At 61.2% G+C, this 19,651-nt stretch carries 18 protein-coding genes; 14 read left to right on the top strand and 4 right to left on the bottom strand.

Going from position 1 to position 19,651, the window contains the following annotated elements; all coding sequences use genetic code 11:
• Positions 1-5 precede the first annotated feature (5 nt).
• The 5 genes from lgt to AO353_RS08430 all read left to right on the top strand — a co-directional run bounded on the left by lgt (position 6) and on the right by AO353_RS08430 (position 4,261).
• A complete protein-coding gene (lgt, locus tag AO353_RS08450; protein WP_054594511.1) occupies positions 6-821 on the top strand; it encodes a prolipoprotein diacylglyceryl transferase in 816 nt (271 codons plus the stop codon).
• Positions 822-884: 63 nt separating this feature from the next.
• Positions 885-1,856, top strand: a complete 972-nt coding sequence (locus AO353_RS08445; protein WP_054594510.1) for a thymidylate synthase — start codon at positions 885-887, stop codon at positions 1,854-1,856.
• A 184-nt stretch (positions 1,857-2,040) separates the two neighbouring features.
• The gene (locus AO353_RS08440; protein WP_019694124.1) at positions 2,041-2,244 is read left to right on the top strand and encodes a co-regulatory protein PtrA N-terminal domain-containing protein; all 204 of its coding nucleotides are present in this window, start codon (positions 2,041-2,043) and stop codon (positions 2,242-2,244) included.
• 188 nt (positions 2,245-2,432) lie between these two features.
• Entirely contained in the window at positions 2,433-3,029 is a 597-nt protein-coding gene (locus AO353_RS08435; RefSeq protein ID WP_054594509.1) for an undecaprenyl-diphosphatase, read from the top strand.
• 50 nt (positions 3,030-3,079) lie between these two features.
• Entirely contained in the window at positions 3,080-4,261 is a 1,182-nt protein-coding gene (locus AO353_RS08430) for an MFS transporter (protein ID WP_054594508.1), read from the top strand.
• Here the strand turns inward: AO353_RS08430 and cadR are convergent.
• On the bottom strand, positions 4,258-4,707 hold the full coding sequence (gene cadR, locus AO353_RS08425) for a Cd(II)/Pb(II)-responsive transcriptional regulator (RefSeq protein WP_054594507.1): 450 nt from the start codon (positions 4,705-4,707) through the stop codon (positions 4,258-4,260). The genes AO353_RS08430 and cadR overlap by 4 nt on opposite strands.
• 85 nt (positions 4,708-4,792) lie before the next feature.
• Between cadR and AO353_RS08420 the strand changes: the two genes are divergently transcribed.
• From AO353_RS08420 to AO353_RS08385, 8 genes are all read left to right on the top strand, one after another.
• A complete protein-coding gene (locus tag AO353_RS08420) occupies positions 4,793-7,084 on the top strand; it encodes a heavy metal translocating P-type ATPase (RefSeq protein WP_054594506.1) in 2,292 nt (763 codons plus the stop codon).
• Between the two features lie 16 nt (positions 7,085-7,100).
• Positions 7,101-7,964, top strand: a complete 864-nt coding sequence (locus AO353_RS08415; RefSeq protein ID WP_054594505.1) for a LysR family transcriptional regulator — start codon at positions 7,101-7,103, stop codon at positions 7,962-7,964.
• 285 nt (positions 7,965-8,249) lie between these two features.
• On the top strand, positions 8,250-9,326 hold the full coding sequence (locus AO353_RS08410; protein ID WP_054594504.1) for a putative 2-aminoethylphosphonate ABC transporter ATP-binding protein: 1,077 nt from the start codon (positions 8,250-8,252) through the stop codon (positions 9,324-9,326).
• Entirely contained in the window at positions 9,326-11,050 is a 1,725-nt protein-coding gene (locus AO353_RS08405; RefSeq protein ID WP_054594503.1) for a putative 2-aminoethylphosphonate ABC transporter permease subunit, read from the top strand. Before AO353_RS08410 ends, AO353_RS08405 begins: the two co-directional genes overlap by 1 nt.
• Positions 11,051-11,103: 53 nt before the next feature.
• Entirely contained in the window at positions 11,104-12,129 is a 1,026-nt protein-coding gene (locus AO353_RS08400) for a putative 2-aminoethylphosphonate ABC transporter substrate-binding protein (RefSeq protein ID WP_054594502.1), read from the top strand.
• A 140-nt stretch (positions 12,130-12,269) separates the two neighbouring features.
• A complete protein-coding gene (locus AO353_RS08395) occupies positions 12,270-13,403 on the top strand; it encodes a TIGR03364 family FAD-dependent oxidoreductase (RefSeq protein WP_054594501.1) in 1,134 nt (377 codons plus the stop codon).
• Positions 13,403-13,987 (top strand): phosphonate degradation HD-domain oxygenase, encoded by a 585-nt coding sequence (locus tag AO353_RS08390; protein ID WP_054594500.1) that lies wholly within the window; start codon positions 13,403-13,405, stop codon positions 13,985-13,987. Before AO353_RS08395 ends, AO353_RS08390 begins: the two co-directional genes overlap by 1 nt.
• A gap of 85 nt (positions 13,988-14,072) precedes the next feature.
• Positions 14,073-14,507 carry a hypothetical protein gene (locus AO353_RS08385; protein ID WP_054594499.1) on the top strand — a complete coding sequence of 145 codons (435 nt, stop codon included), beginning with the start codon at positions 14,073-14,075 and terminating at the stop codon, positions 14,505-14,507.
• Position 14,508: 1 nt separating this feature from the next.
• On the opposite strand, the gene AO353_RS08380 is transcribed toward AO353_RS08385, so the two are convergent.
• Positions 14,509-15,891 (bottom strand): GTPase/DUF3482 domain-containing protein, encoded by a 1,383-nt coding sequence (locus tag AO353_RS08380; RefSeq protein ID WP_054594498.1) that lies wholly within the window; start codon positions 15,889-15,891, stop codon positions 14,509-14,511.
• Positions 15,884-17,263: a DUF2868 domain-containing protein gene (locus tag AO353_RS08375; protein ID WP_054594497.1), complete on the bottom strand. Its 1,380-nt coding sequence runs from the start codon at positions 17,261-17,263 to the stop codon at positions 15,884-15,886. The genes AO353_RS08380 and AO353_RS08375 overlap by 8 nt, the downstream gene beginning before the upstream one ends.
• 85 nt (positions 17,264-17,348) lie before the next feature.
• On the opposite strand from AO353_RS08375, the gene AO353_RS08370 reads away from it, so the two are divergent.
• Positions 17,349-17,861, top strand: a complete 513-nt coding sequence (locus tag AO353_RS08370) for a dihydrofolate reductase (RefSeq protein ID WP_054594496.1) — start codon at positions 17,349-17,351, stop codon at positions 17,859-17,861.
• 132 nt (positions 17,862-17,993) lie between these two features.
• Here AO353_RS08370 and AO353_RS08365 read toward each other — a convergent pair whose 3' ends face one another.
• Positions 17,994-19,385, bottom strand: a complete 1,392-nt coding sequence (locus tag AO353_RS08365) for an L-cystine transporter (protein WP_054594495.1) — start codon at positions 19,383-19,385, stop codon at positions 17,994-17,996.
• Positions 19,386-19,651 lie beyond the last annotated feature (266 nt).

The raw sequence follows: 19,651 nt of genomic DNA, 5'->3' as shown, positions 1-19,651 counted from the left end.
TCGCAATGCTGCCTTACCCGCAGATTGACCCGGTGGCCCTGGCCATCGGCCCGCTGAAAATCCACTGGTACGGCCTGATGTACCTGGTCGGCATCGGCGGCGCCTGGCTGCTGGCGTCGCGACGGTTGAACCGTTTCGACCCGACCTGGACCAAGGAGAAACTCTCCGACATGGTCTTCTGGATGTCGATGGGCGTGATTGTCGGCGGCCGGCTGGGTTATGTGCTGTTTTACGATCTGAATGCCTACCTGGCTAACCCAACGCTGATATTTGAGGTGTGGAAGGGCGGCATGTCGTTCCATGGCGGGTTCATCGGCGTGATGCTGGCGGCCCTGTGGTTCGGCAGGAAGAATGGCAAGTCGTTCTTCCAGCTGATGGACTTCGTCGCACCGATGGTGCCGATCGGCCTGGGTGCCGGGCGTATCGGTAACTTCATCAACGCCGAGTTGTGGGGCAAGCCGACCGACCTGCCGTGGGCAATGATCTTCCCGCCGTTCAGCGACCCGGCACAGCTGCCGCGTCATCCGTCGCAGCTGTATCAGTTCGCGCTGGAAGGCGTGGCGCTGTTCCTGATCCTCTGGTTGTTCTCGCGCAAGCCGCGGCCGACCATGGCCGTGTCCGGGATGTTCACGCTGTTCTACGGTATTTTCCGTTTCATCGTCGAATTCGTCCGCGTGCCGGACGCGCAACTGGGCTATCTGGCCTGGAACTGGCTGACCATGGGCCAGGTCCTCTGCGTACCGATGATCCTTGCCGGTCTGTTCCTGATCTGGCTGGCTTATCACCGTGCTCCGGCGGCTCCGGTTGCCCCGACGGCTTAAGCCGTCGCGCTCTACATTCGAATCCCGGGGCTTTGGTCCCGGGTTCAAGGACACAGGTAACTCATGAAGCAATATCTCGATCTGGTCGCCCACGTCATCAAGAACGGCACCAAACAAGCCAACCGTACCGGCGTGAACACCATCAGTTTTCCCGGCGCGATGCTGCGTTATGACCTGAAAGAAGGTTTCCCGGCGATCACTACCCGCAAGATGGCGTTCAAATCGGCCATCGGCGAGATGGTCGGTTTCCTGCGGGGCGTGAACAACGCTGCTGAGTTCCGGGCATTGGGCTGCAAGGTCTGGGACCAGAATGCCAATGAAAACGCCCAGTGGCTGGCCAACCCGTTCCGTCAGGGCGAAGACGACCTGGGCGAGATCTACGGCGTGCAATGGCGCAAATGGCCGGCGTACAAGCAGATCCCGGTCAGCAATCAGGCGGCTATCGAACAGACGTTGAGCCAGGGTTATCGGCAGATCGCTGAAGGTGAAGAAGACGGCCAGGCCTATGTGGTGCTGTACAAGGCAATCGACCAGATTCGCCAGTGCGTCGACACCATCATCAAGGACCCGGGCAGCCGGCGTATCCTGTTCCACGGCTGGAACTGCGCCCAGCTCGATGAAATGGCCTTACCGCCGTGCCATCTGCTGTATCAGTTCCACCCGAACGTCGAGACCAAAGAGATCTCCCTGACGCTCTACATCCGCTCCAACGACCTGGGCCTGGGCACGCCGTTCAACCTCACCGAAGGTGCCGCGCTGCTGAGCCTGATCGGTCGCCTGACCGGTTACACGCCGCGCTGGTTCACCTATTTCATTGGTGACGCCCACGTCTACGAAAACCACCTGGACATGCTCAACGAACAGCTCAAGCGCGAGCCGTTCCCGATGCCCAAGCTGGTGATTTCCGACCGCGTGCCGGAGTTCGCCAAAACCGGCGTGTACCAGCCAGAGTGGCTGGAACAGATCGAGCCGAGCGACTTCTCGCTGGAAGGTTACGAACACCACGCGCCAATGACCGCGCCAATGGCAGTCTAAAGACCTCCCGCCCTGATCGTTCCCACGCTGTGGGAGCGATCAAGCGTCAATGCCACGAATCTAAAAACCTACATGTCAGAAAATTCATCTCCCGGGGAAAGGGCCGATAAACAGCGCCCTATAGGATGAGCTCCAGTCAGGCCAATACAGGGTCTGGCAGAACCCAACTACTGGAGAGTTCCCGATGAAATCCCTGAAAGCTTTTTTGGTCGTTTCCCTGATGTGCGCTTCTGTGGCTGCGATGGCTGAAGGCGGCGGCGACAAGGTTCAGGCTCGAATGGACGCCGCACGTGATGTGGCGATGGTTCACTATCAGCAATCTGAACATGCGCAGGCTGTAGCAAGCAGTCAGAAAGCCCAGTCCGACACTGTCGAACGCTCGAATTGACGGCGGCTTTTACCCAGTTGCTGACGTGCCGTGTGGCAGCAGAACTTGTGGCGAAACAGGTGTCAAACGCCTGAAGCCCGGATGGCGGGGTACTCCGACTGTCCGGGTGATTGCAGCTAGTAAGATGGGGACCGCTCAGCGTGTTATCGCGGTGCGGGGTTTTCTGATGAACTGAATGGCGTCTCTTTGTGGAAGAACTCAATCGCAGCCTGTTCCTGGCGATCAACGCCAGCGCGGATGCCTCGGCGCCCATGCGGTCTTTGGCGATGTTTCTGGCACAGTGGCTGATCCTCTGTGTACCGCTTTTGCTGGCCGGGTTGTGGTTGCAAGGCGCACGCCGGCAGCGGGCGGTAGCGCTCACTGCGACGCTGAGTATTGTCTTCGCGCTGGGCTGCAATCTGCTGATCAGCAGCCTTTGGTTTCACCCACGTCCCTTCATGCTGGGGTTGGGGCAAAATTTCCTGGCGCATGCCGCTGAATCATCTTTTCCCAGCGACCACGCCACGGTGATGTTTGCGCTAGCCTTTGGGTTGATACTGGCCTCGTTGCGCAAGCTGGGCCTGCTGGTTTTGCTGCTGGGGGCGTTGGTTGGCTGGGCGCGTGTCTACCTGGGCGTGCACTTTCCATTTGATATCGCCGGGTCGTTCCTGGTTTCACTGATCAGCGCCTGGCTGGTGAAACAGGTGCTGGACTGGAGACAACTGGGTGAGCCTCTGCTCGACGTTGTTGAGCGACTTTACCAGCGAATATTTCCGGCACTCGCTCGGCGCAATACTCACTTATAGGGCTCGGTCATCGCCTTCGATAAGGCCCTGGAGCACGACAGGATGAACACGTGAATCAGGTCAGATCGGAGTCTCTGCGTATCCCGCGAACCATTTGGGCCTTGGGCTTTGTCAGCCTGTTCATGGATGTTTCGTCCGAACTGGTGCACAGCCTGTTGCCGGTGTTTCTGGTCACGACCCTGGGCGCGAGCGCGCTGACCGTCGGGGTGATCGAGGGCATTGCCGAGGCGACGGCGATGGTCGTCAAAGTCTTCTCGGGTGCGATCAGCGACTTTATCGGTCGACGCAAAGGCTTGCTGTTAGTGGGATACGGTATGGCCGCGTTGTCCAAACCGCTGTTCCCGCTGGCTCACTCGGTGGATGTGGTGTTCACCGCGCGCTTTCTCGATCGTATCGGCAAAGGCATTCGCGGCTCGCCGCGCGATGCCTTGGTGGCGGATGTAGCGCCTCCGGAAATTCGCGGTGCGTGTTTCGGTTTACGCCAGTCGATGGACACTGTCGGCGCCTTTGTCGGCCCTGCGCTGGCCATTGCGCTGATGCTCTGGCTCGCCGATATCCAGCTGGTGCTCTGGTTCGCGGTGATCCCGGCGGTCATCGCAGTGGCGCTGATTGTCGCCGGTGTAAAAGAGCCTGAGCACGCTGTTGGCAAGCACACCTTTCGATCGCCCATTCATTGGCGAGTCCTTCACGACTTCTCGTCCGGGTACTGGTGGGTGGTCATTGTGGGCGGGGTGTTTACGCTGGCGCGTTTCAGCGAAGCATTTCTGGTGTTGCGGGCGCAGCAGGCCGGTTTGTCAGCCACCTGGGTGCCGCTGGTGATGGTGGTTATGTCGGTGTTCTATGCGCTGTCCGCGTACCCGGCCGGCTGGCTGTCCGATCGCATCAGCCGCACGAAATTGCTGTGCCTAGGGATGGGGCTGCTGGTGTTGGCGGACCTGGTGCTCGCACAAAGCCATTCGCCCCTGACAATGATGCTGGGCGTAGCCCTGTGGGGACTGCACATGGGATTCAGCCAAGGCATCCTCGCCACACTGGTAGCTGATACGGCCCCCGACGAACTGAAGGGCACGGCCTTCGGCATTTTCAATTTGCTCAGCGGCGTTTGCCTGTTGATTGCCAGTGTTCTCGCCGGCTGGCTGTGGCAAACCGTTGGCGCACAAAGCACGTTCATCACCGGAGCGGTGCTGGCCGCGTTAGCCATGCTTTTGCTGCTGCTACGCCGGGCGGCTTAATGCCCGTGGCTTCGGCCGACATGGGAATGTTCGGCTTCGCTCGCCGCCACGCCACCGCTGACTTCCAGCTGCTGCAAAATCCCGCATTGCTCGATATCCGGCCGTTCGCTGCAGCTTTGGCGCAGTTCCAGCAGCTGTGTCTGCAAGGCCAGCAAGCCGTCGATCCGCGCCTTGACGTGGTGGATGTGCTCGTCGATCAGCGCATTGACGCTTTCGCATTGATCCTGCGGGCTGTCGCGCAGGCTGAGCAGGCTGCGGATTTCTTCGAGGGTCATGTCGAGGGTGCGGCAGTTACGGATAAATGTCAGGCGCTCGGTGTGGGCCTGGGTGTACACGCGGTAATTGCCTTCACTGCGGGCCGGTTCCGGCAACAGGCCTTCGCGCTCGTAATAACGGATGGTTTCGACTTGGCAGTCGGTCAGTTTCGCCAGTTCACCGATCTTCATTTCAATCATCTCCGATTGGCTGCTTGACCCTATAGTGGCTACAGGGTGTTCACTTGGCAACAGGCACCTTTTCGGACGCGACCTTATGAGCGATTCCCAGCACACCCACAAACCCCACGCTGATCACGATCACGATCACGATCACGATCACGATCACAGCCACGGGCAAAAGCTTCAGCCAGTTCAGAAACACGATCACGCCAGTGGTGGCGGTTCTTGCTGTTCCAGTGCGGCGGCGCCTTCATTGATCAAGCTCAGTGAAACGCCGACCGACGGCGCGCGCCTGAGCCGTTTTCGCATCGACGCCATGGACTGCCCGACCGAACAGACGCTGATCCAGAACAAGCTCGGCAAGCTGGCGGGTGTGCAGCAACTGGAATTCAACCTGATCAACCGCGTACTCGGCGTCACCCATGACCTGCCGACGACTGCACCGATCATCGACGCCATCAAGTCGATTGGCATGTTGGCCGAACCCATTGAGCAGGGTGCGGATGCTCAAGCCAGTCCGGCGCCAGTGAAAAAGCCCTGGTGGCCGTTGGCAGTATCAGGTGTCGGTGCCTTGGCGGCCGAAGTGATTCACTTCACCAGCGCCGCGCCGACCTGGGTGGTAGCGATTGTTGCGCTGATCTCGATCCTCAGCGGCGGTTTGGGCACCTACAAGAAGGGCTGGATTGCCCTGAAGAACCTCAACCTGAACATCAACGCGCTGATGAGCATCGCGGTGACCGGTGCAGTGTTGATCGGCCAGTGGCCGGAAGCGGCGATGGTGATGTTCCTGTTCACCGTGGCCGAGCTGATCGAAGCCAAATCCCTGGACCGCGCGCGCAATGCAATCAGCGGGCTGATGCAGATGACCCCGGAAAAGGTCACCGTGCAGCAAGAAGATGGCAGCTGGGTCGAGCGTGAAGCTAAAAGTATCGATCTCGGTGCGCGGGTGCGGGTTCGCCCCGGCGAGCGGATTGGCCTGGATGGCGAAGTAGTGTCTGGCAGCTCGACCATCGATCAGGCGCCGATCACTGGTGAAAGCCTGCCTGTCGAGAAAACCGTCGGCGACAAAGTGTTTGCCGGGACCATCAATCAGTCCGGTTCGCTGGAGTTCAAAGTGACCGCCGCTGCCGACAACTCGACCCTGGCGCGGATCATTCATGCCGTCGAAGCCGCCCAGGGCGCACGGGCGCCGACCCAGCGGTTCGTTGATCGTTTCTCGAAAATCTACACGCCGGTGGTGTTCATCCTCGCCTTGGCCGTGGCGCTCATCGCACCGCTGTTCATGGGCGCGGCCTGGTTCGACTGGATCTACCGCGCGCTGGTGCTGCTGGTGGTTGCGTGCCCTTGCGCACTGGTGATTTCCACTCCGGTGACCATCGTCAGCGGTCTGGCGGCGGCGGCGCGCAAAGGCATCCTGATCAAGGGCGGCGTGTACCTGGAGGGTGGTCACGAACTGGATTACCTGGCGCTGGACAAGACCGGCACGATCACCCATGGCAAACCGGTGCAGACCGATTACCTGTCCCTGGACCCAACGGTCGAAAGCACCGCGCAGATTCTGGCCGCCAGCCTTGCCGGGCGTTCCGATCACCCGGTATCGCTGGCCATCGCCAACGCGGCTGTGGATAAACAGCTGACGTTGCTCGCTGTGGATAACTTTGAGGCGCTGACCGGCCGTGGCGTGCGCGGTGAGATTGATGGTCAGGTTTACCACTTGGGCAATCACCGCTTGGTCGAAGAGCTGGGCCTGTGCTCGCCAGCGCTGGAAGAGAAACTGTTTGCCCTCGAAGAGCAGGGCAAGACCGTGGTGTTGTTGCTCGACCGGTCTGGTCCGTTGGCACTGTTCGCGGTGGCCGATACGGTCAAGGCCTCCAGCCGCGAAGCGATCCGGCAGTTGCATGAGCTGGGCATCAAGACCTTGATGCTGACCGGCGACAACCCGCACACCGCTCGGGCAATTGCCGCCCAGGTGGGTATTGATGAGGCGCGAGGTGACCTGCTGCCAACCGACAAGCTCAAGGCTATCGAAGGCTTGTACGCTAAGGGGCATCGGGTCGGGATGGTCGGCGACGGCATCAACGATGCGCCGGCACTGGCTCGCGCGCAGATTGGTTTTGCGATGGCCGCGGCCGGCACTGATACCGCGATTGAAACCGCCGATGTTGCCCTGATGGACGATGATCTGCGCAAGATTCCGGCATTTATCCGGCTGTCGCGACAGACTTCGAATATCCTCACGCAAAATATCGCCCTGGCGTTGATCATCAAGGCGATCTTTCTTGGGGTAACCTTCGTGGGTCTCGCCACCATGTGGATGGCGGTGTTCGCCGACATGGGCGTGGCCCTGCTGGTGGTGTTCAACGGTCTGCGCCTGTTGCGCAAATAATCAAGACGAGGGTTAAGTGCTGAGTGCCGAGCTGAAGGCTTTTTACATGGTCGCGCGATTGGGCAGCATTACCCTCGCGGCGAAAAAGCTCGGCTTGAGCCAACCTACGGTGACCACTCAGATTCGTCATCTGGAAAGTCAGTACTCGGTTGAATTGTTCTATCGCGGTGGTCGTCGACTGACGGTCAGCGAGGACGGCGCGCGGTTGCTGCCGATGGTCAAAACGCTGTTGCAGCAGGAAGCCGATATCGAGTTTTTCCTGCGTAACAGCGGCCAGGTTCAAGGCGTGCTACGCATCGCCGCCACTGCGCCGTACTACATTCTCGATCTGGTGAAGACCTTCCGCGAGCGTCTGCCGCAAGTGGAAGTCTCGGTGGAAATCGGCAACTCCCAACAGGTGCTCGAGTCCCTTGAGGAATACCGGGTCGACATCGCCGCATCATCGCAATTGCTCGAAGACTCGCGATTGATCCGCCGCGTGCTGGGCAGCGATCCGCTGGTGTTGGCGGTGCACCGTAACCATCCGCTGGCGGTGCATGATCATGTGCCGCTGAGTGCCTTGGTCGGACACACCCTGTTGATGCGTGAAAGCGGCTCGACCACCCGGCGTCTGACTGAAGCCTTGCTGGCAACCGCTGGAGTGAGTTTCGGTCCGTTGCTGGAGATCGGCAGCCGTGAGTCGATTCGTGAAGCGGTGCTGCGCAATATCGGCATCAGCATCATCGCCCGCCAGGAAGTGCCCCATGACCCGCAATTGCGGGTGCTGACGATCGAAAACGCGCCGCAGATCCCCGAATACCTGTACTGCCTCAAAGAACGCAAAGGCGCACGCCTGCCGGCGGCGTTTCTCGGCCTGGCGCAGGAAATGGCCCCGGCGTAATGATCGTTCCCACCCTGTGGCGAGGGAGCTTGCTCCCGCTCGGCTGCGCAGCAGTCGTAAACCCGGAGAATGCGTTTTACCTGACAGTGCTCTGCTCTGATTTTGGGACCGCTGCGCGGTCCAGCGGGAGCAAGCTCCCTCGCCACAATGTTCCCGTCGGTAGATCCTGAAGTCTCGAACAACCCAAATCCCCGAATACCACTATCGGCCGTTTTTGCCTCGCTGCCACAGGACGGACGCATTACCCACCTAGGATGGCCTTCATCTGCTTGATGAGGTCCGTCCATGAACCACCCGAACGCAACTGCCCAGGCCTTCCCCGGCGCGCCGATGAAGGTGCGCGGTATCGAGAAACGCTTTGGCGCGTTCACCGCGCTGGATAACGTTTCGCTGGATGTCGCCGCAGGCGAGCTGGTGTGTCTGCTTGGGCCTTCCGGTTGCGGTAAAACCACCTTGCTGCGTTGCATCGCCGGCCTTGAACGTCAGGATCGTGGCGAGTTGTACCTCGGTGATCGGAACGTTTCCTTGCTGGCACCACAGGCTCGGGACTACGGCATTCTGTTCCAGTCCTACGCGCTGTTCCCCAACCTTACCGTCGAAGCCAACATTGCCTACGGCCTGGCCGGCAGTGGCCGCGAGGAAGTGCGCAAGCGCGTCGCGCAAATGCTCGAACTGGTGGGTCTGATCGGCAGTGAAAAGAAGTACCCCGGCCAATTGTCCGGCGGTCAGCAACAACGCGTGGCGCTGGCCCGGGCCCTGGCGCCGGCACCGTCGCTGTTGCTGCTGGACGAACCGATGTCGGCCCTCGACGCCCGGGTTCGCGAGCACCTGTGCACCGAGTTGCGCCAATTGCAGCGCAACCTCGGTATCACCACCTTGATGGTCACCCATAACCAGGACGAGGCCATGCTGATGGCCGACCGCATCGCCGTGATGAACAACGGCAAGGTCGAGCAGTACGCCACGCCGCAGGAAATCTACAATCGTCCGGCCACGCCGTTTGTTGCCGAGTTCGTCGGGCAGGGCAACTGGCTGCCGTTCCAGCGCAGCAGTGACAGTCACGCGCAAGTCGGCGGGATGAATGTGCGGCTGGCCGACAACTCCGGCAAAGCTGCCTCGGGCCGACTGTTCTGCCGCCCGGAGGCTATTAGCATCAACCCGCCGGTGCATGAAGAAAACCTGTTCCCGGCCAAGGTCCGCGAGATCACCTTTCTCGGCAATCGCTGCCGGATGAGCTTCGAGTTGAACCAACTGCCGGGCCATGCGCTGCTCGCCGAACTGGCGCCTGAAGCCATGCCACGCCTCGGCGCGCAGGACATCATGGTCGCCTTGCCGCCGCGCAGTTTGCAGGTGTTTGCCTGATGAGCACGCCGATCGCCCTGCCGATACCGCACAAGCCGGTTCGACAGAGTTCCCGTGCCGAAATCGGTGACCGGCTGTTCGTGGTGGGTGGCAAAGTCTTGCTGCTGTGCCTGCTCAGCGTCGCGGTGTTGATGCCGTTGCTGGCGATCTTCTGGCGCGGCTTCAGCAACGACGCCGGGCAGGGCGGTGGTCTGGTTGCTGCCCGCGAACTGCTGACCAGCGCCAACTTCCACTGGTTGCTGGGCAACAGCCTGAAAGTCTCCCTCAGCGTGGCGGCCATTGTCGTGCCGCTGGCCTACCTGTTTGCCTACGCGCTGCAACGCACACTGATTCCCGGCAAGGCGATCTGGCGCGGCATGTCGCTGTTGCCATTGATGGCACCGTCAATGCTGCCCGGTATTGCGCTCGTGTACCTGTTCGGCAATCAGGGCCTGTTGCGCGGGCTGCTGCCGGACAACATTTACGGCTTCTGGGGCATTGTCCTCGGCGAAGTGATTTACACCTTTCCCCACGCCTTGATGATCCTGCTTTCGGCATTGTCCTTGGCGGATGCGCGTTTGTTCGATGCCGCGTCGAGCATGGGCGCCAGTCCGGCCAAGGCGTTTCGCAGCATCACCTGGCCGGCGACCCGGCAAGCGGTGTTCGCCGCGTTCTGCCTGGTGTTCACCCTGACCATCACCGATTTCGGCGTGCCGGTGGTGGTCGGTGGCGACTACCAAGTGCTGGCGCTGGAAGCCTACAAAGCCGTGGTCGGCCAGCAGCAATTCGGTCGCGGTGCGTTGATCGGCATGGTGTTGCTGCTGCCGGCACTGTTCAGCTTCGGCGTCGACGCGTGGTTGCGCCGTCGTCACGGCGACGCCATGAGCGGGCGGGCGCAAGTCTTTCAACCGGCGCCGTCGCGGCTGCGTGATGGTTGCTACCTGAGCATCGTGTTGCTGATCTGCGCCGCGCTGCTGCTGGTGTTCGGCATGGCGGTGTACTCGTCGCTGGTGAAGTTCTGGCCGTACAACCTGTCGCTGTCGCTCAACCACTATCAGTTCGGCGACACTGCCGGTGGCGGCTGGCTGGCTTACGGCAACAGCGTAAAGATGGCCTTGTGCACGGCGTTGATCGGCAGCGGGTTGATTTTTACCGGTGCCTATCTGATGGAGAAAACCCGTGGCCAGCGCGGTTTGAACCTGGCGCTACGGATGCTCAGCTTTGTGCCGATGGCGGTGCCGGGTTTGGTGCTGGGCCTGGGCTACGTGTTCTTCTTCAACCTCAGCGGCAACCCGCTGCATGTGTTCTACGGGACCATGACCCTGCTGGTGGTGTGCACCATTGCGCACTATCTGACAACCGCACAAATGACCGCCACCACCGCATTGCGCCAGCTCGACGCCGAGTTCGAAGCCGCTGCGCTGTCGCTCAAGGCGCCGCTGTACCGCCATTACCTGCGCGTCACCGTGCCGATCTGCCTGCCGGCGCTGCTGGACATCGTGCGCTACCTGTTCGTCTCGGCGATGACCACGGTGTCGGCGGCGATTTTCCTCTACAGCCCCGACACCATCCTCGCGGCGGTGGCGGTGCTGAACATGGACGACGCCGGCAACGTCGGCGGCGCAGCGGCCATGTCGACCCTGATTCTGTTCACCTCGGCGGGCGTTTCCCTGCTCCTGGCCTGGGCGTCGCGCGGCTTGCTGCGCCGCTCCCAGGCCTGGCGGCAAAGCGCGCCCGGCAACTGATTTGCAATCCCGCAAACCTGAACTCAACTGCCGGTAAACAAAAGGAAAAAGACATGTTCAAGCCTATGGCCCTGGCCGCTGCTGTCCTCACCGCTTTCAGCCTGAACGCCTTCGCGGCGAAAACCGAGTTGACGGTCTACACCGCCCTCGAAGCCGAACAACTGAAGACCTACAAAGAAGCATTCGAAAAGGCCAATCCTGACGTCGAGATCAAGTGGGTGCGCGATTCCACCGGGATCATCACCGCCAAACTGCTGGCCGAAAAAGCCCGCCCGCAGGCTGACGTCGTCTGGGGCCTGGCGGCGTCCAGCCTGGCGATTCTCGATCAGCAAGGCATGCTGCAAAGCTACGCACCGAAGGACCTCGGCAAGATCGGCGGCAACTACCGCGACGCTGCCAGCCCGCCAGCCTGGGTCGGCATGGACGTGTGGGCGGCAACTATTTGCTTCAACACCGTCGAAGCCGAGAAACAGGGCCTGAGCAAACCGCTGAGCTGGCAGGACCTGACCAAGCCTGAATACAAAGGCAAGATCGTCATGCCGAACCCGGCTTCGTCCGGCACCGGTTTCCTCGACGTCAGCGCCTGGCTGCAAACCTTCGGCGAGCAGCAGGGGTGGCAGTACATGGACGCGCTGCACCAGAACATCGGCCAGTACGTTCACTCCGGTTCCAAACCGTGCAAGCTGGCGGCTGCCGGCGAATTCCCGATTGGTATCTCGTTTGAATACCCGGCGGTGCAGTTGAAGCGCCAGGGTGCGCCGCTGGACATCATCCTGCCGAAGGAAGGCCTGGGCTGGGAAATCGAAGCCACCGCCGTGATCAAAGGCACGCCACATGAAGACGCGGCGAAGAAACTCGCTGATTTCTCCGCAAGCCCGGCGGCGATGGAGCTGTACAAGGAAAACTTTGCGGTCCTCGCCCAGCCGGGTATCGCCAAGCCGCAGACCGAACTGCCGGCCGACTACGAACAACGCCTGATCAAGAACGACTTCGCCTGGGCTTCGAAAAACCGCGACGAGATCCTCAGCGAGTGGCGCAAGCGCTATGACGGCAAATCCGAGAAGGTGGTTGCCAAGTAATTCATCCGTTTGATCTGAGGGCCTCATCGCGGGCAAGCCTTGCTCCTACGAGTTTGTGTCGATCAATCATCCCGTGAATGACATCAATCCGTAGGAGCAAGGCTTGCCCGCGATAGCGATTTCGAATTCAGGAAAAATCCATGACTCACCACAGCGACATGCTGATCATCGGCGCCGGGATTCTCGGCCTTTCCCACGCCTATGCCGCGGCCAGGCGCGGGCTCAAGGTCAAGGTCTTCGAGCGTAGCGCCACACCTTTGGGGGCGTCAGTGCGCAACTTTGGCCAGGCGCTGGTCACCGGCCAGCCGCCGGGGCAGATGCTCGAACTGGCCAAGGCCAGCCGTGAAATCTGGGGCCAATGGGCGCAACGGGCAGGCTTGCAGCTCAAGCGCAACGGCTCGTATCTGTTTGCTCGCAGCGAAGCTGAGGAGCAACTGTTGGAAGCCTTCTGTGCCGGCCGCGCCATCGAACACGGTTACCGCGTCGAGCTGCTGCGCGGCGCCGCATTGGGCGATCTGTACGACGGCCAGTTCCGTCATCATCGTGCGGCATTGCACGGTCTGGATGACCAGCAACTGTATTCGCGCGAAGCGATTCCAGCGTTGATCGACTACCTGCGCCGCGACCTCGGTGTGGAGTTTCACTTTTCCACCCTGGTGCGCGACATCGAACCCGGTCGTGTGCACAGCACCGCCGGCAGCTTCACGGGGGAGCAGATCATCGTCTGTTCCGGCCACGATTATCAGACCCTGCTGACCGAGCCGATCGCTGCGCTCAAGCCGCAGATCTGCCGTTTGCAAATGCTCCGCGCGCGGCCGCAAATCAACCTCAATCTGCAACATGCGCTGCTTACCGGTTTGAGCTGTGTGCATTACGGCGCCTTCGCCGATTTGCCGGAAGCTGCGGCAGTGCAGGCGCAGATTCTGCGTGAGGTGCCGCACTTGCACGAACACGGTATTCACTTGCTGATCAGCCCGACGCCGCACGGTGAGCTGATCATTGGCGACTCCCACGACTACGGCAGCGACCCTTCACCGTTCAACGCGGAACAGGTCGATAACTGGTTGATCGAACTGGCCGAGCAAACACTGGGCTGTAAGGTGCAGGTGGTCGAGCGGTGGCAGGGTGTCTATGGCGCTCGTGGCGCGCAGCCATTTTCATTCCTGCAGGCCGCACCGGGCGTGCATGCCGCGTTGATGCATACGGGCGTCGGCATGAGCGTCGGGCCGGCGATGGCTGAGCGCAATATCAGGACCTTGTTGGGAGAACACTGATGGGCCGCAACGAACAGGTGATCGCTGAAGTATTCGGCTGGTACGAGCGCTTCGGTGACAGCGACTACATCGGCGAGCCAGTGTCGCAGATCGAGCACATGTCCCAGGCTGCCGAATTGGCCATGGCCGAAGGCTTCGACGATGAAGTGGTGCTGGCCGCGTTCTTCCACGACATCGGGCATCTGTGCACCGAGAACGCTCAGAGCATGGGCGGCTTTGGCGTGGTCAGCCATGAACGCCTCGGCGCCGATTACTTGCGCCGACTGGGCTTTGGCGAACGTATGGCGCGGCTGGTGGAATACCACGTTCAGGCCAAGCGTTACCTGACGTTCAAAGAGCCGGGCTATTACGAACGCTTGAGCGAGGCCAGTCGGCGCACGCTGGACTATCAGGGCGGGGTAATGACGGCTGAAGAGGCACAGGCGTTTGAGCGCGATCCGTTGTGTGCGATCAGCCTGCGGATGCGCCAGTGGGATGAGCAGGCGAAAGAGCTGTGGGTGCCGGTGATTGATCTTGAGGTCTTGAAGGCGAAAGCCTACAGGTTATTGCGCAGCACCAGCGTTGTGGCGCTCGACATGTGCTGAGCTATCTCACGACCAATAGCGAAACGAGGCATGGACCGTCTTGATGCAAGGATTTAGGTTGGTCGTTTGAGAAGGAAGCGCATGGATGCGTTATGTGAACGTGATTGCTTGGGACAGTAGCGAAAGGGGAGCGGTGGACACCGTTCATTTTCAGTTTTATGCGGATGCGGTGCTGTATCGGGAAGAGACAATCCGTGACGCTGGGACTGATCTTCTACCGCTTCGCAAGTTCGCCCAGGCTTTTTTGAAGCTCGGCTGGCACAAGGCGGATGCGGCAGAGCGCTATCTGCACATCCTCGCTAGTAACCTCACCGGTGACGGCACGCCTGAGTCGGTGTGGATGTACTTTCGCGAAGGGGCGATAACTGTCTACAAGGCCGTTGCGCGTGACCTTGATAACGACGGGATTCTGGAGTTGATCTTGAGTTCGGACGTGAACAATGACGGGCGGGCAGACAGAAAGGATCGAGGGCTTGTCAGGTTATTGGCCAAGGAGTTTTTGAAGTTTGGCTGGAAATAGATCATTCCAGCACTTTGCCCGCCAACACCTCTACCTGCTCCTGGCGTTCCGCCTGGCTCAACCGTGCATGAGGATTGAGCGAAGACCACTGCGGATGGGCGCGCGCCTTGGTCAGTGCCTCCGGCAGTTTGCCTTCGCGCCAGCTCTTGTCCTGCGGTGTGGCGACCTGGATGCTGTCCATCGCCGCGTGTCCGCGCAGGTTCATGGCCTGCACCAGTTGCCGCTGACGCAACGCCAACAAACGCAGCACGCTGTCGTCAACGGTCAGCTCGCGCTGGCCTTTGATTTTGCCCAGCAAGCGGCTGCCGTAGCCGCGCGCCGTTTGCAGGGCGCCCCCGGCGATCGCCCCGGCCAGTGCTGCGGCGCCGAGGGTCAGGCCGCCTACCAGCAAATCCACGCCGGCACCGGCCGCCGCGCCAGCGGCGATCCCGCCGCCGACGCGTACGCCCAATTGCTTGAGGGTTTCAGGGTTGAACAAATCATCGCCCCAGCGGCCGTCCAGCAGCGGCAAGTCGTTGGTGGCGGCGTCCTGTGGGCGGAAGGCGTAGAGCTTGAGCAGCGCGTCGACGCAACGTTGTTCACGTTGGCGAACGGCTTTGCGCAGTTCGCCGATGGCCTGCTGTTCCTGTGCGGCATCGCTGACCACGCTGCGCCGACAGGCGGCACAATCGATCAGCAATTCGGCAATCAAGCGTGCCGCGCTTTGCTGGCGCGCCGCGCGTTGGGCCTGTTGGTCGATGATCAATCGCTCAAGCTGAGCGCGTGCGCTTTCCATCAGCAGCGCGAGGCTTTCATAGAGCCGGCGCTCGCCATCTTCGGGCGGCGCCACGCTGTCGAAACGCACCAGCGCATGCAGGCCCAAACGGGCCAGGGCGTCGCGCCAATCCGGCTCTCGGTGGTTGGCGCTGCTGACGAAATTCAGCACCGGCAGCAGCGGTTTTCCGCAACTGGCCAGCACTTCGAGTTCATCGCGGTACTTGGCCAACACCGGTTCGCGGGCGTCGATCACATAGAGGCCGGCGTCGGAGGCCAGCAGTTGCCGCAGTACTTTGGCTTCCTGTTCGAAACGTTGACGCGCCTCGCTGCCGTCGAGGAACCGCGCCAGTCGCGCCGGGCCGTCGAGGCGTTCACCGGGGCGTTCCAGCCGTTCCAGATAATCGAGCAGGGCGATGGCGTCTTCCAGTCCCGGCGTGTCGTAAAGCTCAAGCAACGCTTCGCCGTCCACTGACAACCGAGCGCCCTCGACATGCCGGGTGGTGCTCGGACGATGGGAGACTTCGCCGAAACCGACGTCGCGGGTCAGGGTGCGTAGCAATGAGGTTTTACCGACGTTGGTGTGGCCGACCACGGCGAGCTTCAGCGGCGTCTTTTTTGAATCAGTCATGACCCGACTCCAGCCAGTTCATCGGCGCGCAGTCAGCGAACGGCAACGCCAACTGTTGCAGCGCGGTGTGCCAGTCGCCGAGGCGTTCAGCGTCGAGTGCCTGGCCGGGCGGTGCTTGCAGCAGCCAGATCCGGGTCGCGCTGGCACTGCGGGCGAGTTCGGCGATCAGCGCCAGGCTGCCGCGATCCGGCGAGCGCCGAGGGTCGCAGGCAATGGCCAGGCGTTCCGGCGGGAAACGGGTCAGCTGTTCCAGCAACTTTTGTCGGGACTCGCGGCTGTCGAGGATGCCTGCGTTCTTGACGTTCTTCGGCAGTTGCGGCGGCCATGGGCGCTGGTCGTCGAGTTCGATGGCCACCAGCAACGCGCCGTCGCTGTCCAGCGCGCTGGTGCCGCCTTCGACCTGATGCAGGCGCTCAGGCGCGAGATCGTTGACGCCGAGGCGTTCGCTGCTCGGCATCAGTTGTTCACGCAACGGCGCGTAGCCGGGCAGGTTCAGGTCCAGATGCAACGCCGCGCGGCCGGTTGTCCAGCGCCACAGGCAGAACAGCGCGAGCAGCAGGCGTGGCAATACGCCGTACACCAGCAACACGCCCACCAGCCATGCGGCCCAGGCTTGCCGGGCGCTTTCGATGTTCAATGCGGTGTCGCCGCTGGCGCGAATCATCTCCACGCTCGGCACGTTGAAGCCAAGCAGTGCCGGAAGAGCGCCAAGCGCCTGGGTCATGACCACGAACGTGTCGCCGCTGAGAATCGTGGTTTCCCAGACGAAACCGTAGCGCCGGGTGGCCATCAGCGTCAGCAGAATCGCCAAAGCACTGAGCATTGCCAGCAGCCACAAACCGTTGACCAGCACGCCGAGCGCCCAGCGATTGAGCTTCTGCCGTTGCAGCAACAGCAGCAGGGCCGGCGCCAGTTGTGCGGCTTTGGCATCACGGGCGAGTTTTTCGCTGAGCCACAACCATAAGCGTCCGAGCGTGGCGCTGTAATCGCCAGCGAATATCAGGCCGCAAGCCCAGCTCAGCAGCAGAATCAGGTTCAACCCCAGCAGACTGCCGAGGGCCCAGAACACGTTGACCGGTGTCTGGCCGTCGTTCAACGCGGCAAATGCCAACCCGGCACCGCTGACGATCGCCAATACGGCCAGAATGATCAGCGCCAGTCGCGCCCCTTGCAGCCAATGGCGCAGCGCGCCGGTCAAGCCATCGCGTTCGGCCAGCCACAGGGCGCGGGCCTCGATGCGGGTCGGCAGGTCGCCGCCCGCGCTTCGGGCCAGACGGTTGGCTTCCTGATCTTCCAGTGGGCCTGCATGTTCCTCGCGCAGGCGGATGGTTTCGGTCAGCCAAAGTGTTTGCAGTGTGGTCAGTTCAGTCACGCGGCATCCCGTCGCTCAAATGAACGCTGAGCATAACCGCTGTGGCGCTTATCGGGGTAAGCGAGGCTCTGGTATCCTCGCCGACATGAAAAAAACTCTCCCTCTCAGCCTGATTGCAGCCCTCGGTGAAAACCGTGTGATCGGCGTCGACAACAGCATGCCCTGGCACTTGCCGGGGGATTTCAAATACTTCAAGGCCACTACGCTGGGCAAGCCGATCATCATGGGGCGCAAGACCTGGGATTCGCTCGGTCGCCCGCTGCCGGGCCGGCTGAACATCGTGGTCAGCCGTCAGACCGACCTGCAACTTGAAGGCGCGGAGGTCTATCCATCGCTGGAAGCCGCGGTGATTCGGGCGCAGGAATGGGCGCTGGAGCAGGGCGTCGATGAGCTGATGCTGATTGGCGGTGCGCAGTTGTATGCGCAAGGCCTGGCACAGGCCGATCGGCTGTACCTGACCCGCGTGGCGCTGAGCCCCGAGGGCGATGCGTGGTTTCCAGAGTTTGATTCGAACCAGTGGAAACTGGTGTCGAATGTTCCGAATCCGGCGGAAGGCGATAAGCCGGCGTACAGCTTCGAGGTTTGGGAGCGAACCTAAAAGCATCGTCGGAACGCCGCCCGGAGCAGCCTTGCTCCTACAGGGTTGTGGCGAATCACATAAGGTGATCGACATCCGGTCCCGTAGGAGCAAGGCTTGCCTGCGATAGCGATCTATCAGGCGGTAGGTGGTTTAAGCCTGGGCCAGTTCCTCATGCTCATCCGCATCCAGCAGTTCTTTGTCGGTCTGCTGCATGATCTGGCTGGTAATCGCACCGGCAGTCATCGAACCACTGACGTTCAATGCCGTGCGGCCCATGTCGATCAGCGGTTCAACCGAGATCAGCAGCGCCACCAGTGACACCGGCAAACCCATGGCCGGCAGCACGATCAGCGCAGCGAAGGTTGCGCCGCCGCCGACACCGGCAACCCCTGCCGAACTCAAGGTCACAATCGCTACCAGTGTCGCGATCCACAACGGGTCCAGCGGGTTGATGCCCACCGTCGGCGCCACCATGACCGCCAACATCGCAGGGTAAAGACCGGCACAACCGTTCTGACCAATAGTCGCGCCGAACGAGGCGGCGAAGCTGGCGATCGATTGTGGAATACCCAGACGGCGGGTTTGCGCTTCGATGCTCAGCGGAATGCTCGCGGCGCTGGAGCGGCTGGTGAAGGCGAAGGTCAGCACCGGCCAGACTTTGCGGAAGAAGCGCAACGGGTTGATCCCGGCCAGCGACACCAGCAGACCGTGAACCACGAACATCAGGCCCAGGCCGATGTACGACACCACGACGAAACTGCCGAGCTTGATGATGTCTTGCAGGTTGGAACCGGCGACCACTTTGGTCATCAGCGCCAGTACGCCGTACGGGGTCAGTTTCATCACCAGACGCACCAGACGCATCACCCAGGCTTGCAGGGTGTCGATGGCGTTGAGCACTTTCTGACCTTTTTCGACGTCATCCTTGAGCAGTTGCAGCGCCGCGACCCCAAGGAATGCAGCGAAGATCACCACGCTGATGATCGAGGTCGGCTTGGCCCGGGCCAGATCGGCAAATGGGTTCTGCGGGATGAACGACAACAGCAACTGCGGGACATTCAGGTCGGCGACCTTGCCCGCATAGTCGGTCTGGATGGTTTGCAGGCGAGCCATTTCCTGGGTGCCGGCGACCAGGCCTTCAGCCGTCAGGCCGAACAGGTTGGTCAGGCCGATGCCGATCAGCGCCGCAATGGCGGTGGTGAACAGCAGAGTGCCGATGGTCAGGAAGCTGATCTTGCCCAGCGAAGAGGCATTGTGCAGACGGGCGACGGCGCTGAGGATCGAGGCGAACACCAGCGGGATCACGATCATTTGCAGCAACTGCACATAACCGTTACCGACCAGATCGAACCAGCCGATCGAGGCCTTCAGCACCGGGTTGCCGGCGCCGTAAACCGTATGCAGGGCAACACCGAACACCACGCCCAGCACCAGCGCGACCAGGACTTTTTTCGCCAGGCTCCAGGTGGTGTGACGGGTTTGTGCCAGGCCAAACAGCAAGGCGAGGAACACCAGCAGATTGAGGATCAGCGGCAGATTCATTGAGGCTCCAAAAAGACTTGTGCCAATCGCGTTCCGGGGCGATTGCGAACCGGGAAGCCTAACAGCTTGATATCTAATGAATTAATATCTAAAACGCATGGTTACTGTGGTTTTTGGAATAAGCCGATGGCGCTGTGGCGAAACCGGCCAGGCTGACCGGAGGATATTCAGTAAAACCGGGTTTTGTTCATTCGCAATAGTGTTTCAACTTGTGACGGCTAAAGGCGTTCTGCCATACTCGCGGCCGTTTGCGCCCCGGCCTGTTT

Origin of the sequence: Pseudomonas fluorescens, assembly GCF_001307155.1 — a bacterium.
GTDB classification, from domain to species: domain Bacteria; phylum Pseudomonadota; class Gammaproteobacteria; order Pseudomonadales; family Pseudomonadaceae; genus Aquipseudomonas; species Aquipseudomonas helvetica.
The sequence above is the reverse complement of the archived record's forward strand: the minus strand, read 5'-3'. Positions and strand labels throughout refer to the sequence as shown.